This is a genomic window from Neobacillus sp. K501 (assembly GCF_053749995.1).
Map to the genome: position 1 here is coordinate 20,169 of NZ_JBSLYA010000014.1, position 17,870 is coordinate 38,038.

Here is a 17,870-nt window from a genome sequence, read left to right on the forward strand (position 1 = left end):
TACAGGAGGAGTTAAACAATTGGATTCTGAGTATTTTTTAAAGCTGGAAAACCAACTTTGCTTTGCTATCTATGCATGTTCAAGGGAGATTACTCGCTTGTACCGCCCTATTCTAGAAAAGCTGGAGCTTACCTACCCGCAATTTTTAACCTTAACGGTATTATGGGAACATAAACGACTCACTGTAAAAGAAATTGGTGAGTTTCTATATTTAGACAGCGGCACCTTAACGCCAATGTTAAAGCGGATGGAAGCAATGGAGCTGCTTAAACGTGTACGGGCAAGTGAGGATGAACGGAAAGTGTTTATTGAAATAACTGATAAAGGCATGAAGCTTAAAAAAGAGGCATTACAACTACCTGAAGAGTGCATCCCTCATTTTGGGCTATCCAAAAATGGGTATAGTGATTTACTGGTTCAAATGAAACAAATGATTGAAAATCTGCAAACTGTAACAAGATCAACTAACGAGGTGAAATAAATGGATGTCATTCTTCAACGGTCACCACATCATGATCAATCATTTAAGGATATTATTAAAAATCAGAAGAGCTTAGTTGTCTTCGTTAGACACCCAGGCTGACCTGTTTGCCGAGAAATGCTTACGCAGTTGCGTGAGAGATATCAAGATCTAACTGCAACAGGTTTCCAAGTGATAGTGATTACCCCCTCAATCGGCTCATACCTAGAGCAATTTGAAAAAGCTTTCGGTCCGTTTCCATTTCCAATTTACGGAGATCCTAAAAGAGAGCTTTACAACAAGATGGGCCATCAAACGATGGAAAAATGGAAGCTGCTTGCAAAAGCTGGAAAGGCACTTATCAAAGGCGGCTCGAAAACGTTCATGCCAGAGGATCCAGAACAAAAACGCCTCGTTCAAAAAGCGATGAAGACCCATGACATCTATATCCAAGGTGGAACATGGTTATTTGATGAAAAAGGGAATATCCTTTGGAACCATATTGACACCATCCCTGAAGATCATGCTCCCATTGAGACGATACTCTTAGAAATGAAAAACCACTAAACGCAACAACAGCTTAACGAAATGGTTAAGCTGTTGTTTGCACCTATCCATTATATTGACTGAATAAATCTTTAACAGCTGCGATAAGGGCGTTAGCTGCCTTTCCCCGGTATCCTTCTCTTATCAACTCAATAATTTCTTCAATCCCATCCTGTAAACTATGCCCCTTCAATAGCTGTTGAATGTATTCTCTTCCATGATCAGTAGCAAGTGTACAGGAAGATGCGATAATAACTCCATATTTTCTATCGATCTCGATGGTTATGGTTAAAGAATCAAACACACTTTGGGCAGCCATCCCCTGCGGAAGGCGGGCATGCCCTGCGAGAAAATAGGTTTTAATCCCTGTCATAAAAAGCACCTATCCTTTTATCAACATTTCTTCAAATGGCCATGCAGGCAGCATTTTTCGCAGTGGTTTATCCTCGCGGTAACCAAGAGCATATTCCCCCTGCATGATTGTATGAATTTCTCTTGTTCCCTCATAAATAACAGGTGCCTTTGCATTCCTTAAATAACGTTCTACTGGGAATTCATTTGAAAAGCCATATGCACCATGAATTTGCACGGCATCGTTGGCTGCCTCAAAGGCCGCATCACAGGAGATCCACTTAGCCAATGAAGTTTCTTGAGTGTTGCGTTTGCCGTTATTTTTTAACCAGCCAGCTTTAAACACTAGCAGGCGTGAAATTTCAAGATTAGCAGACATTTTTGCAATCATTTGTTGGACAAGTTGGTGCCTGCCGATTTCCTTGCCAAATGTTTTTCGTTCCTCACAGTATTTTACACTTGCCTCAAGCGATGCCATAATAGTCCCGCATGCCCCTGCGGCCACAGTAAACCGGCCGTTATCAAGTGCTGACATTGCAATTTTAAAACCCTCGCCATCATAGCCAAGCATGTTCTCCGCTGGAACACGAACATTGTCTAAAAACACTTCCCCTGTATTTCCTGCACGGATCCCAAGCTTTCCTTTAATCGCTTTTGTTGATACTCCTACTAGTGTCCGTTCAACAATAAAACAGGAAATGCCTTTATGCTTTGCACCAGGATTCGTTTTGGCAAAAATCAAGAAATGATCGGCGACATCACATAATGAGATCCATGTTTTCGAGCCATTTAATAGATAGTAATCTCCGTCTTTAACAGCGGTTGTCTCCATTGCCGCTACATCAGAGCCGGCGTTTGGTTCCGTGAGCCCAAAGGCACCGATTTTTTCCCCTTTTGCCTGCGGAACGAGATACTTTAGTTTCTGCTCTTCTGTTCCCCATTGCAAAAGCGTCATGCTGTTTAAGCCGGTATGAACAGAAACCGCGGTACGAAAAGCGGTATCCCCCCGTTCTAACTCCTCGCAAACAATGGCGAGTGTGTTATAGTCCATGCCAACGCCGCCATATTCCTCAGGGATACAGACACCCATTAACTGCAAATCAGCTAAGCGCCTTAAAATATTCGTTTCAAAATGCCCCTTCTCATCCCATTCCTTAATAAAAGGAATGATTTCCCGATCAACAAACGTTCTCACAACTTTTCTTACACTCTTTTGTTCCTCTGTAAATGAAAAATTCATCTTTACTTTCCCCCTAGATAATTTGGTTTTGTTTCATGGCTATAATTTCAGCTTTGGAATATCCGAGTTTTATTAAGATTTCTTCAGTATGTTCGCTGTGTAATGGCGGGTGCCGTTCGATTCCTACCGCTGTTCTAGAAAATTTTAATGGCGAACCCACAAGCCTTAAATCAGGGATAGTCGGATGCTTTACATCTACAACCATATCTCTTGACATTGCCTGCTCAGACTCTAATGCTTCTTTTACATTATGAATTGGGCCGTTTGGGATCCCTGCATCATCAAGAAGCTGTTGCCATTCTGATCTTGGTTTCGTAATGATTTTCGCTGCAATCAGTTTTACTAACTTGTCCTTATTTTTCAGCCTGCCTGAATTGGTTTCAAATGCATCTGTTAACAGTGATGGATCCTTGAGCAGAATGGCCAGCTTTCGGTACTGCCTGTCGTTTCCAACAGCGATGATAAAATCGCCATCACTGGCTGTAAACACTTGATACGGGACGATATTTGGATGAGCATTACCAAGACGATCAGGTACCTGCCCTGAACATAAATAGTTACTTGCAACATTCACCATCGCAGCAAGCTGGGAATCAAATAGAGAGATAGCTACTTCCTGTCCCTCACCTGTCTGATCCCGATGTTGAATCGCTCCTAAAATTCCTATACAGGTATATAATCCTGTAAGGACATCAGCAATCGCTACACCGACTTTGACTGGCTGGGCATCCTTCTCACCGGTAATGCTCATTAATCCTGACATTGCTTGAATGATATAATCATAGCCTGGGAGATGGGAGTATGGCCCATCGGAGCCAAAACCGCTGATAGTCGCAAGAATAATAGACGGATTATATTTTTTCATTTCCTCATGTCCAAAACCTAATTTTGCTAGCGTTCCGGTTTTGAAATTTTGAACAACGACATCAGCCTCTGAAACTAGTTTTTGTAAAATTTCAATCCCTTTTTCCGACTTCAGGTTTAACGTCATTCCTTGTTTATTACGATTGGCACATAGATAATAGGCACTTTCACCTTCCACAAACGGAGGTCCCCATCCTCTCGTTTCATCTCCTGTATCAACACTTTCAATTTTTATTACTTCTGCCCCCATATCTCCTAAAATCATTGTGCAATAGGGTCCAGCCAAAACTCTGGATAAATCGATCACCTTCAAACCATGCAATGGTCCTGACACTGCATGATCACCTCATTTCTATTTTCTTTGTAAAAAAAGCCAGTGAAATCAATCCATGACAAATATCGTCACAGATGAATTCACTGGCATTTATTCGTGAATCTTCCTCTGGCAGGAGGATGAAACGAATTTGGCAGTTTTTTTATCGGACAGCGTAGAATAATTCCGCGAGTTTTTGCGAATATTCCGCGGACTTTCGCATTAATTCCGCGATGTGAACAATTTGTTCAGTTAATAAGGTTAAATATCTAACCCAATCGAAATATATTTCACTTCTAAAAATTCTTCAATTCCGAAGTGACCGCCTTCACGGCCAAGACCACTCTCTTTGTAGCCGCCAAATGGAACTTGAACAGCTGACGGAAGTGCATCATTAAGGCCAATGATTCCGTACTCGAGCTGCTCCGTTATTCTAAAGGAACGGCTAAGATTTTCCGTGTACACATACGCAGCTAATCCGAAGCGGGAGTTATTTGCCCGTTCAATCACTTCTTCTTCCGTATTGAAGGTTGAAATCGGTGCCAGCGGACCAAAGATTTCATCTTTCATACATTCCATATTGTCGTGAATGTCAGTTAAAATTGCCGGGGCATAGAAATAACCATGATCTTCAGCAGGTTTAAGCCCGCTGTAAGCGATTTTCCCTCCCTTTTTTACTGCATCATTCACAAGAGCTTCTACTTTATTATAAGCGGCTTTATCAATTAATGGTCCGATATCGGTCCCTTCTTCTAGTCCGTTACCAACCTTCAGTTTCTCTAATTCTGCCTGAAAAAGCTTAAGAAACTCATCGGCTACCCCTTCTTGGACATAGACACGATTCGTACAAATACAGGTTTGACCGGCATTGCGGAATTTAGATTGAACCAATCCAACAGCAGCCTTCGCTAGATTCGCATCATCCATGACGATAAATGGAGCGTTTCCTCCGAGCTCAAGCGATACCTTTTTCACATTTTCAGCGGCACCGCGCATCAACGTTTTTCCAACTTCTGTGGATCCTGTAAAGGTAATTTTTGTTACACGAGGGTCATTCAGCCAAGTTTCGCCGATTTCTGATGATCTGCCGGTGATTACGTTAATTACACCATTAGGGATTCCTGCTTCATGAGCCAGCTCTGCCATTTTTAACGCGGTAAGCGGTGTCTGGTTGGCCGGTTTTACTACGCAGGTACATCCTGCAGCAAGGGCTGGTGCCACTTTTCTTGTTATCATTGCAGCAGGGAAGTTCCAAGGTGTAATCGCTGCGACCACACCCACCGGTTCTTTTCTAACCAGAATTCGTTTATTTGGTTGGGATGCCGGAATCGTTTCACCGTAAATCCGTTTTCCCTCTTCCGCATACCAGGAGATAAAGCCGTTGGCATATTGGACCTCTCCCAATGCTTCTTTCAGAGGCTTCCCCTGTTCCATAGTCATAATCCTGGCAATCTCATGTTTATTTTCATCAATCAAATAAAACCATTTCATCAGGAGCTGATAGCGTTCCTCAGCTGTTTTTTTCGACCAGATTTTAAAGGCCTTATGGGCAGCATCAACAGCCTGCTCGGCTTCAAAAGCACCTCCGGTTGGTACCGCTCCTAAAACTTCCTTCGTTGCCGGATTGATTACCTCGGTAAAAACCTCATAATCATTCCCAACCCATTTTCCATCTATATACATTGGATAGATTTGATATTTCTGCTCTACAATGTCCATTTCATTACCTCCCAGCCGGCAAAGCGGAATCATTCAAATAAACTGCCTCAAAGGCTTCCTCCAAAATTTGTAACCCTTCGTCCAGTTGGTCATCTGTGATTGTTAGCGGCATGAGAAGGCGGATAACGTTGCCATAGAGTCCTGCGCTTAGCAGCATAAGCCCCCGCTCACCTGCAGCTTTAACAATCTTTCCAACTGCCTCTTTATCAGGAGTTTTACTGTGTGGATCTTTCACGATTTCCATTGCGCACATTGCACCGAGACCGCGGACATCACCAATACAATCGTAACGGCTGGCAAGCTCGTTCATTTTTTTGTTCGCTCTCGCACCTAGTTTTTGTGCCCGATCATTGAGGTTTTCACTCTCAATGATATCCAGCACCGTTAACGCTGCCCGGCAGCCAAGCGGACTTCCGGAGTAGGTCCCGCCTAATTCTCCAATATCTGCTGTATTCATAATATCGGCTCTGCCAATCACACCGCTGATTGGGACTCCCGCTCCCATCGATTTTGAAATCGTAATTAAATCAGGAACCACACCAAAATGATCGATTGCAAAATACTTCCCAGTTCGGGCAAAACCTGTTTGAATTTCATCGGCAACAAATAAGATTCCATACTGTGTACAAATTTCGCGAACTCTTTTCACAAATGCAGTGTCAGGCACGATAAAGCCGCCTTCTCCTTGTACAGGCTCCATCACAACAGCAGCAACCGTTTCAGGAGCTACTTCTGCAAGTAAAAATTGCTCAAATTGCTCAATAATCATCGCACTGTATTGCTGTTCGCTCATTCCTTCAGGGCGGCGGTAAACATAAGGATATGGTGCCTTGTATACCTCTGGTGCAAACGGACCAAAGCCGAATTTATAAGGCTTAACCTTACTAGTCATCGTCATCGTCATTAATGTTCTTCCATGGAATCCCCTTGTAAAGGAGATAACCCCCTGGCGCTTTGTATATTTTCTGGCTATTTTCACGGCATTTTCAACGGCTTCTGCACCGCTGTTAAAGAAAGTTGCTTGCTTGTCAAAATCTCCCGGGGCAAGCTGGCAAAGCCTCTCCGCTAGATTAATATAGGATTCATACATCATGACATTGAAGCCTGTGTGAATAAATTGACTTGCCTGCTCCTGAAGAGCCCTGACTACTCTTGGATGGGAATGACCAACATTTAGAGTTCCGATAGCACCAGCAAAATCAATATAATGATTACCGTCCACATCCTCTACCATAGCTCCTTGTGCTTTTTTTACAAAAGATTGACAATTATTACTAATTCCCTTTGGAACGTATTTGTTTCTCCGCTCCAAAATTTCCTTTGATAATGGCCCTGGTATTTCTGTTTGGAGCTTTACATATTTCTTTTCCACTTCCGTGCTCCCCCCTATCAAAAATTAGTAGTTAGACGTTTACTAGATTTAAAACTTCCTTAAAAGTGCTGACTACTTGATCGACTTCTTCATAGCTAATCGTTAACGCCGGCTCAATTCGAATTGTCTTCGAGTTAATCAATGTTCCTGCCACAAGGATACCGCGGTCAAACATCCCTTTGGAAACTTCATAGCCGATTTCATCCTGATGGAACTCAATTCCAATCATCAAGCCTTGGCCGCGAATTTCAAGAACCTTGTCTTCATGACCTTTGGCAGCCTCATTCAGCTTTTGGAGGAAATAGTCACCAATGACTCCCGCTCTTTCTGGTAAATTTTCCTCTATTAATACACCGATGGTGGCAATAGCCGCTGCACAGGCTAATGGATTTCCGCCAAATGTTGTTGTATGCATAAATGGATTCGGGAACCAACTCTTGAACACTTCTTCCCTTGCTACAATTGCTCCAGCTGGCATTACTCCACCACCAAACGCTTTGGCTAGACAGATAATATCCGGCACAACATCGTATAATTCGGCAGCAAACATTTTCCCAGTCCGGCCCATACCTGTTTGCACTTCATCAAAAATTAACAGGGAACCGTATTGGTCACATAATTCACGAACCTGTTTTAAGTAGTTTTCTGGCGGAAGGATAATTCCACCTTCACCCTGAATTGGCTCTAGGATAACCGCAGCAACATCTTCTCCAACGGAGGAACAAACTTCAAAGGTTTTTCTCATCATATCAATATCGCCAAATGGCACATGACGGAATCCTGGAATTAATGGCAGGAATGGTTTACGGAACATTCCCTTTGCCGTCCCGGACAACGAACCAAGACTTTTTCCGTGGAAGGCCTTCGTCGTTGAGATAAAGGTTGTTCGCTCGCTGTACATTTTTGCTAGCTTTAATGCTGCTTCAACACTTTCAGTTCCGCTATTGGTAAAAAAGGCATACTTCAAATCACCAGGAGTAATATCTGCTAGAATTTTTGCCAGCATCGCACGAAGTGGATCGAGAAGGTCTTGGCTATGGAGAGCCTGGCGCTTCAATTGATCAGTAACTGCTTTTACAACCTTTGGATTGCGGTGGCCAACATTATAAATACCGAATCCGCCAAGGCAATCAATATATTCCTTGCCGTTTACATCTTTAAAACAAGCTCCATTATCTGACCATTCGACGGCGGCAAATTGACCATCTTTTGTCACTGTTTTACGATACGCTAGAAATCCTGGGTTCACGTGCTCGCGAAAACCGTCAACCGTTTCTTTTGTAATCCACGCTGCTTCTTCTTGATTAATTTGCTCCTTTTCTACTAAACTTAAGACCTTATTAATATATTCACTCACTTTTTGTTTTTGCTCATTCTTAGTCTCTTGTGTTAAATCGATACTCATGTTATCTCTCCTCATCATCAATTAGTTTGAAAACCATCCAATTGGCTCTACTTGTAAATTGATATTAATTTGTTTAATTTCCTGGAATTCTTCAAGGCCAAATGTTCCAAGACTTCGGCCGATTCCACTTTGCTTGTACCCGCCCCATGGAGCTTCATTATAAGTTGGATGATAGGCGTTCACCCAAGTGATTCCTGATCTTACCTTTTTAATGACTCGTAAGCCCTTTGCTCCATCATTGGTGAATACTCCCCCAGCAAGTCCATAAACGGTACCATTCGCAAGCTTTACTGCTTCTGCTTCATCCTTGAATTTCTGGATGACTACAACTGGTCCAAAGATTTCTTCCTGGACGATTCTCATTTCCTGTTTCACATTAACGAAAACAGTGGGTTCCACAAAGTAGCCTTTATCTAAGCCGTTATTTACAATTCGGTTTCCACCGCAAGCAATTGTCGCACCTTCCTGTTTGCCAATTTCAATATAAGAAAGGACCTTTTCCAAATGCTGCTGGCTCACAAGTGGTCCCATCTCTGTTGAAGGATCATTTCCAGGTCCAACCTTTATTTGCTTTGCTCTTTCTACAAACCTTGCAACAAATTGATCATAAATCGTTTCTTCCACCAAGATTCTGGAACCAGCTGAACACACTTGGCCAGTACCAGCGTATATGCCAAACAGAGCATAATCGACAGCGGTTTCAAAATCAGCATCAGCAAAAATGATATTTGGTGATTTCCCCCCTAATTCTAAGGATACTTTTTTCATTGTATCAGCAGCTGTTTTCATAATATGTTTGCCTGTTTTCGTGCCGCCAGTAAACGAGACCATGTCCACTTCAGGATGCGCTGCAATTTCATTGCCGACGACATGACCGGCTCCCATCACCATATTCGCAACTCCTTTTGGAAGACCTACTTCTTCAAAGATTTCAAAGAGTTTTTTCGGCGTAACTGGTGTTACTTCAGATGGTTTAAAAACGATTGTATTTCCAGCAGCTAAGGCCGGAGCAATCTTCCATACGCTCATTAACAGTGGATAATTCCAAGGAACAATCAGACCACAGACACCAACGGGTTCCCTGACAACCATTGCCTGCATTGGATCTGCTACATGATAGGTATAACCATCAGGCTTGGTAATCAATCCAGCATAATAACGGAAGCAGGCAGCAGCATCACCTACATCGAATCCCGCTTCTCTCAATGGTTTTCCATTATCCATCGTTTCAAGTTGCATAAGCTCATCAGCATATTCATCAATTTTGTCAGCAATTTTAAATAAATATGAGGCTCTTTCTTGGGCTGATAATTCTGACCATACTCCTTCTTCAAACGCTTTTCGTGCCGCAAAAATTGCTGAGCGTGCATCACCTGTAGTCCCTTCAGGTGCGTATGAGATCACTTCTCCATTTGCCGGATTAATGACTGGACGCGTTTCTTTATTTTCTGAATCCTTCCATTCGCCATCGATAAACATTTTTAGGTTTGCTAGCTTGTTTTTTAACTCGACCATTATCTATTCCTCCTTTTTTCTCCTTTACTAACTTATACTGCAAGTTCCATGCCAACTAAAAAATGACGATAATCGCTGCTTTATGTTCGGTATTTTCCAAAGACTATTCAGTTTTGCATAATCCTATTAATTTGTGCATAACAGAAAAAAGCCGCTTCAGAATGTCATCTGAAACAGCTTTGTATTAGATTGATAAATTCTCAATCTTAATGTTTTTCTCATTGAGTATTTTTTGATATTTCCGGCTCACGGATGATTGACTGATTCCTAATGCTTTGGCAGCCTTGGTTGTAGTCTTGTATTGATTCATAGCCAAAACAATTAGCTGTTCCTCAACATGATCAATCGCCTCCTGCAGCGGGATAACCCTTGTAATCACAGGCTTGACTTTTTTATTATCATAGCCAAGCGATAAGAACTGGCTGACAAACTCAGCATCGATAGCAGCATGGTCCGCAGTAACTACTAATCTTTCAATAATATTCTGTAATTCACGGACATTACCCGGCCAGGAATAAAACTCAAGAACATTAATCGCATCAGGTGTTAAATGATAATTGCGATCATATTTTTCGTTCAGCTGCTGCAGAAAATGAAACGCTAATAGAGAAATATCCTCCGTACGTTCTCTTAGTGGCGGAATTTGAATTGGAATAACATTTAAACGATAGTACAAATCTTCTCGAAAGTTACCTTCCTCAACCATTTTTTCAAGCCGTTTATTGGTAGCGGCAATGATTTGAACATTCACCCTAGTTGGGGTTGTACTTCCGACCGGAATAACTTCCTGTTCCTGCAACACGCGCAGCAGCTTTACCTGGAGATGCATCGGCATTTCACCAATTTCATCCAAAAATAAGATCCCACCATCCGCTTGTTTGAAATAACCTTCTTTTCCATTCTTATCAGCACCCGTAAAAGCACCCTTTGCATACCCAAACAATTCACTTTCCAGGAGATTTTCTGGGATCGCGCCGCAATTTAATTTAAGGAACGGCTTGTCGGAGCGCTTCCCTAATTGGTGGATGGCCTGTGCAATAACTTCTTTACCAACACCAGATTCGCCATTCAGCAGAACCGTCGATGAAAAATCAGCAATTTTCTTCACCTGGTTGATGATTTTTTCCATTTTTGGACTACAGTAGATGAGCTTTTTTAAAAAACGATCTTTGCTTTTAAAGTTATCTAATTCTTTTTTATATTGTTCCGATATTTTTCGCATTTCCTGCAGTTCACTTTTTAAGCGCGTTGTTTCGGTAATATCTCGTGATGCAATGATAATCCGGTCCAGTTCATTCTTTTCATCAAAGACCGGATTTCCGACGGCTAGGATTTTCCTTCCGGATTTCGTTTCCTGGACAACAGAGACTTTTTTTCTTTTTTCTAGGACTAATCTTGTTACCGATGGTGTAAAAAGACCCTGGTCCTCCAGCTCGAGAATATTTTTTCCAATCAACTCTTTAAGATCTACCTTCCAGAAGTCCTGAATAATATTGTCACTGTATCTGATTAATTCGCCTTTGGCATTGACGACAAGAATTTCATCATAAATACTCGACAAGATTGCGTTTAAGTCTCGATTCAAATCCTTGATATATTCAATTTCCAGAGCCATGTCTTCGACCATCGGCAAATCCTGAACAACAATAATAATTCCTTCCACTTCATCATCATAGCTCAAAATAGGGCAATAATCGACGAGTACTCCCATTTCATTGGTAATCTCAAGATGATTCAAAATGGTTTTTCCCGTTTCAAACACATTGTTAATATGCTGCTGGCTAAAGATATTTTCACCAGGTAGATTTAACACTTTTTCAGCAGTGGATTTAATCATATTTAATCCTGATTCATTGCAATTGATAATTTGTTTTTCTTTGTCTAGGACAAAGACTCCCATTGGAATGGAGGTTAGGAGGATTTTTAGCAAATCAACACTGTTATTTTCCTGTTTAAAAAGCTCCGCTAGCACGTCTTCTCTACGTATGTACCCAGTTGGGGCCCCATCCTCACCCATGACAATCGCAAACGGCTCGCCAATAATTTGGAACATGACGGGTAAGGAAATCTTCTGGCTAAGGTGGCAGATACTCTCTATAGACTTGGCATGCTCCATCAAGGACTCAGGTGAAAAATTTTGTTTATCCAGTTCTTCAAGAAACTGACTATTTAAAGCCGCATAAGCAATTAATTTGTCCTCTTTTTCTAAGAATATAAAGGGTTCTTTGAAATTTTTTAACGTCAATCGGATTTGTTCCACATCATCGATTGTAACGGAAATAATCGGCTTTATTTTTTCTTTCGCCACGGTGAGCATTTTTCTATTCCCCCCTAATTCTTATCAACCTAATACTAACATGTAATTCAGAATTTTTTAAATAGAAAATCAGAAAAGCGGAAGCGCCTTGCCCAGGGGCGACAGGCATAAGACGAGCAGGTGAGAAGGTTTCTCTTTAACCTTCTTGCCGGCTTGGCTTATGTCCCGAGCCCCTAGGCGCAGGAGCTAGACAAAAAAAGAAGATGCGGTTACCATCTTCTTTTTTCTAGCCATTAGTCGCTCCCGGTTACAAATAAATCTTCTTTTATAAAAGCAAGGACCATACCAGGAATGACTTGATCTCCTTCCTGGACTTCCAGTGATTCAACTTCTCCACTTAAACCGGTTTGAATCATTTCCACCTTGCCATTTTCATTTTTTATTTGAAACAATGGTTCCCACTCATAAATTCTGGTTTCATTTTTAATTGAAACTCTTTCAACCGTCCCATAGCATGGGCTAAGTACAACTCCAAAATACATCCTATTTCACCCCCACGTTTTATTTAGTATTGTTCCTGAAAATGTCCTGATTGTAAGACAAGACTGAAGAACTCTTGAAATTCTGGTATATCTTCCTCTTCAATCCCAAGTTTCTCGGACCAATGATGTACATGTAAGGTATCCTCTTGACAGAGAAGTACCATTTTCCCAGTTTGCATTGAGATGACCATTGCCTTCCCATAAAAATGATTGGAGTAGCCAATTGTTAAATCATAGCGATGATTATTAGATATAAGGCAAAAATAATGCAGCAGCTGCCGTTCTTTTTGTTCAGTCAGAATATCCAACTTCATTTATTAAACCTCCTCATTGTATTAGTACTTCAACCATCCTCGCAGTCTTGAGGTTTCAGCTAATTTTTTTATTCCTTCTATATAGGCAGCAATTTTCATATTCACTCCATATTTAGTTGAAGTATTATAAACATTCATAAAGCTGTCGGTTATTTTTTCTTTTAAGCGGGCATCAACGGTTTCCTCTGTCCAATAATAGCCCTGGTTGTTCTGGCACCATTCAAAATACGATACGATGACACCGCCAGAATTAGCAAGAATATCTGGAACAACGAGTATCTCACGTTCATCCAATATTTTTAGCGCATCCTTGGTCGTCGGGCCATTGGCGGCTTCAATCACAATATTACATTTCAGACGACTGGCATTATGTTTATTGATAACTCCTGAAATGGCTGCAGGAATCAAGACATCACATTGTTTCTCCAATAATTCCTGATTTGAGATCGAGTTATTAAATCGGTTTGTTACAATTCCAAATGAGTCTCTGTTTTCTAGAAGATAGGGAATATCCAGGCCATTTTCATCATACAAACCACCAAGAACATCGCCAATTCCGATAACAGTCGCCCCTAAATCATATAAATACTGCGCCAAGTAACTGCCAACATTGCCAAAACCTTGAATAATTACACGGAGGTTCTTAATCGGAATTTTTTTCAATTCGGCAACCATTTGAAGAGTATATAAAACCCCTTTGGATGTGGCGGTTTCTCTGCCCTTCGATCCCCCTAATGCGATTGGTTTCCCGGTAATAAAACCTGGAGAGTCAAATTCGCGGATATGATCATACTCATCGAGCATCCATGCCATGATTTGCGAGTTTGTATACATATCCGGTGCCGGAATATCTTTTGTAGGGCCGACAATTTGGCTGACTGCTCGAACATATCCCCTGCTTAATCGCTCTAATTCATCTAAACTCATTTTGCGTGGGTCACAGACAATGCCGCCTTTTGCCCCTCCATATGGAAGATCTGTAATCCCGCACTTTAAACTCATCCATCCGGCTAATGCCTTTACCTCCTCAGGGGTAACATCTGGATGGAAGCGAATCCCGCCTTTCGTCGGCCCAGCTGCATCATTATGCTGGGCACGGTAGCCCTGGAATATCTCCGTCTGCCCATTATCCATGCGAACAGGGATACTCACTTCTAAAAATCTCATTGGCTTCTTTAAAAATTCAAAGACCTGGGGAGGAAAATTCATGATATCTACTGCTTCACGTAGCGTTTCCTGAAACTCTATCAGTGAATTATCCTTTTCGATTACTCCCTCATTCCTTCTCAAATCTAAAGATTCGATTGCCATCATAACACCTCATTTTTTATTGTTACTAAGTAAATAGCAATTTCCGTGCCAAACAGAAAAGCGGAAGTGATTTGCCCAGGTGCGATATAGGGAGAATTAGCGATTGGCGAAGACAGAGCTTAGTCTCACTTAATGCGTACAGAAAGTGATAGCTTTCTGTAGCCAGGCATAAGACAAGCCGGCATCATTCTTTTGGGGGCAAAAAAATTTCTGACCTATGAAAAAATGACTTTGTTATTCAAATTTGCATACTTTTTATTTACACAAAAAAACGCATTCCCTTATTGTGCTGGAATGCGTTTTTCTAGCAATTTATACTTCTGCTTCCTCCGCCTTATATTGCGGAGGTGCTGCTCTGAAAGCTTTGGTTAAATAGGCAAGGTAGGCAAGACCAATAAGAAACCAGCCAGCCCCCATAATCAAGGAACTTATCTCAAGATTTATCCAAAGGATCGCAATCGACCCTGCCCCCAATAGTGGCATGATGACGTAATCAAAAAACCCTTTAGGAGTACGATGCATTTTTTGGCGGAAAGCAAAATGACTAATAACAGAAAGATTAACAAAGGTAAAGGCCATTAAGGCACCAAAATTAATTAAGGAAGTTGCTGTGACTAAATCAAAAAACCAAGCAGATAATGAGATGACTCCAACGATTAATACATTAATCGCAGGTGTTCTCCATTTCGGATGGATATACCCAAACCACTTTTCTGGGAAAACTTTGTCACGGCCCATAACATACAGTAACCTTGAAACACTTGCATGAGAGGCAAGTCCCGAGGCAAGGGTGTTCACAAAGGTTGTACACAAAAAAATGGATTGAAACAGCTTCCCACCAACATATAGCGCGATTTCAGGGAGTGCTGCTTCCGGATCATTAAACCTCGAATTATCCGGAAAAAAGGACTGGATAAAAAATGAGGTTGTAATAAAAATGACCCCTCCCCATAAAGCTGTAAGAAGAATCGCTTTGGGGATTGTTTTTTCTGGATTGGGTGTTTCTTCGGATAAGGTCGTAACGGCATCAAAGCCAAGGAATGAAAAGCAAAGTATCGTTGCACCTGTAATTAGGATTGGAATGTTCATACCATCAACAAAAAATGGCTGTAAGCTAAAAACAGATCCGGTCCCTTCGCCCGAATTTAGACCCTTCACTACCAAGATAATAAAGACAACCATAATTAATATCTGCACTAAAACAAAAAATGTATTGAAATTTGCCAGGACATTGACGCTTCGAAGGTTAAGTAGTGTTACAATCCCTACAAACACTAACACCCAGATAAAATCCGGAACCTCTGGAAAAAGAGCATTTAGGTAGAGTTTTGTTAAAAGTGCGTTTACCATTGGCAGGAATAAATAATCAAGTAATGAGGACCAACCAACTAAAAATCCAAGATGTCTGTTCATCGCTTTTTGCGTATACGTATAAGCGGAACCTGCCTGTGGGAATACCCTTACAAGCTTGCCATAGCTTACCGCTGTAAACAACATACCAATCAAGGCAATAATATACGCTGTTGGTACATGACCCCCTGTTTCACCAGAAACAATTCCGAATGTATCAAATACCACCATCGGAGTCATATAAGCCAACCCCATCATAACAACCTGCCATAACTTTAACGATCTTTTCAGCTTGACGCCATTTTCCACGTATCATACCTCCCCTTTTTTTAAAACGCTTTCATCATTACATAACCCCTTTGTCTTCTTGTAATTTTTTATTCCCCCTTATTTATATTTTGAAAATTCACTATTTTAACATGCAACTTTTATGCCAAAGTGTTTTTTAAAAAAATTTCCTTATTTCATTCCATGAGCGTAAAATAAAAGGAATAGAATGTCAATTTTGAATATTAAGAATTATTCAACTGTGCATACGTTATTCCAACTTAAATAGTCATTGTATTTAAGGGAGTGAAAAGCAGGGGCCTATTACTTGGCACAAAAATTGCAACATAAATATATGAAAAATAGGAAAATGGGGGGAAAATAGATGCAATATCCATTATCACCAGATGTTAAACCAGAGTTTTGTACAACAGGAACCTTTATGAGATTACCTTCAAGTGGGGAGAATGCAAAATTGGCCATTGTCGGGGTACCGTTTGATACAGCAGCTTCCTTCCGGGTAGGGGCCCGCTTTGCACCTCAAGCGATTCGCCAAGCGTCGATGACATTATTCCCATATCATCCTATTCATAAGGTCTATCCTTTTGATGATTGTAAGGCCATTGATATTGGCGATGTCTCCGTCATCCCTCATAATATCCATCGAAGCTACCAAGTGATTGAAAAAGCAGTTATGGAGTTAATGGATCAGGGCATCATTCCAATTGCCCTAGGTGGAGACCATTCCGTAACACTAGCAAATCTTCGTGCCGCCGCTAAAGTGCACGGTCCAGTTGCCTTAATCCATTTTGATTCCCATACGGATACTTGGGATACGTACTATGAAGAAAAATATTGGCATGGTTCCCCATTCATCCGTGCATATGAAGAAAATTTACTGATTCCTGATAAGGTTTTTCAAGTCGGTATTCGCGGAACACTCAATCATCCTGGAGATATTGATGCAAGCACGGACCTAGGCTATAATGTCATCACCACACCAGAATTAAAGGAGCGCGGATTCGAAAACGTTGTCAAAGAAATGAAAGAGAAAATCGGTGATACTCCATGTTTCCTTACCTTTGACATTGACTTTGTCGATCCATCCTGCGCACCTGGAACGGGTACACTAGAGGTTGGCGGTTTAAACAGTTTTGAAACCCTGCAAATGATTCGTGCATTAACGGATTTTAATTTTATTGGTTTTGATTTAGTCGAGGTGTTACCACCCTACGATCCAACCCAGATAACATCGCTGCTTGCAGCCACGATTATCCATGATTTTGCCAGCCTCGTAGCCTTAAAAATAAATAAAGAAGCAACCGTTTCAAAATAAAAAACAGTGGACTCCGTTAAAAGAGTCCACTGTTTTTTGGATAAAACCTATCAATTTGGAAAAGCTAATGTATATCTTTATTTTGCGAATACATGATTCCCAATTCTAGTCGTCACTTGGCGTGATTTAATCCAAGAGCTTGATGCCGTGTTTGGATTATAGAAAAATAGTGAACCGCTCCCTTTACCGATTAAAGCGATCGCTTCATTGACGGCTTTTTTCGATTCTGCATCAGCTGGTTGATTAATCTGGCCGTTGGCAACAGGAGTAAAAGCATAATATCCATTGGAGATTTGATAGATAACTCCACGGACTGTATTAGGAAAGTCAGAGCTCATAAATACCCGGTTTAAAACAACGGTGGCAACAGCTACCTTCCCAGCGTAGGGCTCGCCCACTGCCTCTGCACGAACTAAGCGTGCCAATAAATCTTTATCGGCCGCTGAAATTGGAGAGTTTGGTAGAATCATATTTTGACCAGCAATTAGTGCCTTACTATTGTTTGCAGTCATTAAATTGTTAAGAGGAACACCGAATCCCTTAGCAATTTTCCAGTATGTCTCACCATATTGAATGGTCCGAGTTGTTGCAGCTTCTGATTCTATCGCACCTGAAAACACGGACATTGATAAAATTAATCCAGTAGCAATGACTAGTTTTTTAAGTTTATTCATTTGATAACCTCCTAGTTGTTTGCTTGTTGCTCTA

Annotated in this window: 15 protein-coding genes and 1 pseudogene; 3 read left to right on the plus strand and 13 right to left on the minus strand. The window is 41.2% G+C overall.

The window, feature by feature from the left end; translation table 11 throughout:
- Window positions 1-19 precede the first annotated feature (19 nt).
- Both ACWM35_RS22700 and ACWM35_RS22705 read left to right on the plus strand, forming a co-directional pair.
- Entirely contained in the window at window positions 20-481 is a 462-nt protein-coding gene (locus ACWM35_RS22700) for a MarR family winged helix-turn-helix transcriptional regulator (protein WP_454821177.1), read from the plus strand.
- 114 nt (window positions 482-595) lie between these two features.
- Window positions 596-1,027: pseudogene (locus ACWM35_RS22705) on the plus strand (peroxiredoxin-like family protein); the annotation flags it as partial.
- A 43-nt stretch (window positions 1,028-1,070) separates the two neighbouring features.
- Here ACWM35_RS22705 and ACWM35_RS22710 read toward each other — a convergent pair.
- The 12 genes from ACWM35_RS22710 to ACWM35_RS22765 form a co-directional block, all read right to left on the minus strand.
- A complete protein-coding gene (locus tag ACWM35_RS22710; protein ID WP_454821178.1) occupies window positions 1,071-1,379 on the minus strand; it encodes a DUF3870 domain-containing protein in 309 nt (102 codons plus the stop codon).
- Window positions 1,380-1,388: 9 nt separating this feature from the next.
- Window positions 1,389-2,597, minus strand: a complete 1,209-nt coding sequence (locus tag ACWM35_RS22715; RefSeq protein ID WP_454821179.1) for an acyl-CoA dehydrogenase family protein — start codon at window positions 2,595-2,597, stop codon at window positions 1,389-1,391.
- Window positions 2,598-2,610: 13 nt separating this feature from the next.
- Window positions 2,611-3,795 carry a CaiB/BaiF CoA transferase family protein gene (locus tag ACWM35_RS22720; protein WP_454821180.1) on the minus strand — a complete coding sequence of 395 codons (1,185 nt, stop codon included), beginning with the start codon at window positions 3,793-3,795 and terminating at the stop codon, window positions 2,611-2,613.
- Between the two features lie 240 nt (window positions 3,796-4,035).
- A complete protein-coding gene (locus ACWM35_RS22725; protein ID WP_454821245.1) occupies window positions 4,036-5,457 on the minus strand; it encodes an NAD-dependent succinate-semialdehyde dehydrogenase in 1,422 nt (473 codons plus the stop codon).
- 40 nt (window positions 5,458-5,497) lie between these two features.
- On the minus strand, window positions 5,498-6,865 hold the full coding sequence (gene gabT / locus ACWM35_RS22730; protein WP_454821181.1) for a 4-aminobutyrate--2-oxoglutarate transaminase: 1,368 nt from the start codon (window positions 6,863-6,865) through the stop codon (window positions 5,498-5,500).
- Window positions 6,866-6,896: 31 nt separating this feature from the next.
- Window positions 6,897-8,270 carry a putrescine aminotransferase gene (locus tag ACWM35_RS22735; protein ID WP_454821182.1) on the minus strand — a complete coding sequence of 458 codons (1,374 nt, stop codon included), beginning with the start codon at window positions 8,268-8,270 and terminating at the stop codon, window positions 6,897-6,899.
- A gap of 21 nt (window positions 8,271-8,291) precedes the next feature.
- Window positions 8,292-9,785, minus strand: coding sequence for an aldehyde dehydrogenase family protein (locus tag ACWM35_RS22740; protein WP_454821183.1), 1,494 nt, complete (start codon window positions 9,783-9,785; stop codon window positions 8,292-8,294).
- A 184-nt stretch (window positions 9,786-9,969) separates the two neighbouring features.
- On the minus strand, window positions 9,970-12,102 hold the full coding sequence (locus ACWM35_RS22745) for a sigma 54-interacting transcriptional regulator (RefSeq protein ID WP_454821184.1): 2,133 nt from the start codon (window positions 12,100-12,102) through the stop codon (window positions 9,970-9,972).
- Between the two features lie 233 nt (window positions 12,103-12,335).
- Window positions 12,336-12,584, minus strand: a complete 249-nt coding sequence (locus tag ACWM35_RS22750) for a hypothetical protein (protein ID WP_454821185.1) — start codon at window positions 12,582-12,584, stop codon at window positions 12,336-12,338.
- Between the two features lie 23 nt (window positions 12,585-12,607).
- Window positions 12,608-12,898, minus strand: coding sequence for an SAV0927 family protein (locus tag ACWM35_RS22755; protein ID WP_454821186.1), 291 nt, complete (start codon window positions 12,896-12,898; stop codon window positions 12,608-12,610).
- Between the two features lie 21 nt (window positions 12,899-12,919).
- The gene (locus ACWM35_RS22760) at window positions 12,920-14,209 is read right to left on the minus strand and encodes a Glu/Leu/Phe/Val family dehydrogenase (protein ID WP_454821187.1); all 1,290 of its coding nucleotides are present in this window, start codon (window positions 14,207-14,209) and stop codon (window positions 12,920-12,922) included.
- A 312-nt stretch (window positions 14,210-14,521) separates the two neighbouring features.
- Entirely contained in the window at window positions 14,522-15,868 is a 1,347-nt protein-coding gene (locus ACWM35_RS22765; RefSeq protein WP_454821188.1) for an APC family permease, read from the minus strand.
- Between the two features lie 343 nt (window positions 15,869-16,211).
- Between ACWM35_RS22765 and speB the strand changes: the two genes are divergently transcribed.
- Window positions 16,212-17,162 carry an agmatinase gene (gene speB, locus ACWM35_RS22770; protein WP_454821189.1) on the plus strand — a complete coding sequence of 317 codons (951 nt, stop codon included), beginning with the start codon at window positions 16,212-16,214 and terminating at the stop codon, window positions 17,160-17,162.
- A gap of 77 nt (window positions 17,163-17,239) precedes the next feature.
- On the opposite strand, the gene ACWM35_RS22775 is transcribed toward speB, so the two are convergent.
- On the minus strand, window positions 17,240-17,836 hold the full coding sequence (locus ACWM35_RS22775) for a cell wall hydrolase (protein WP_454821190.1): 597 nt from the start codon (window positions 17,834-17,836) through the stop codon (window positions 17,240-17,242).
- Window positions 17,837-17,870: the final 34 nt, after the last annotated feature.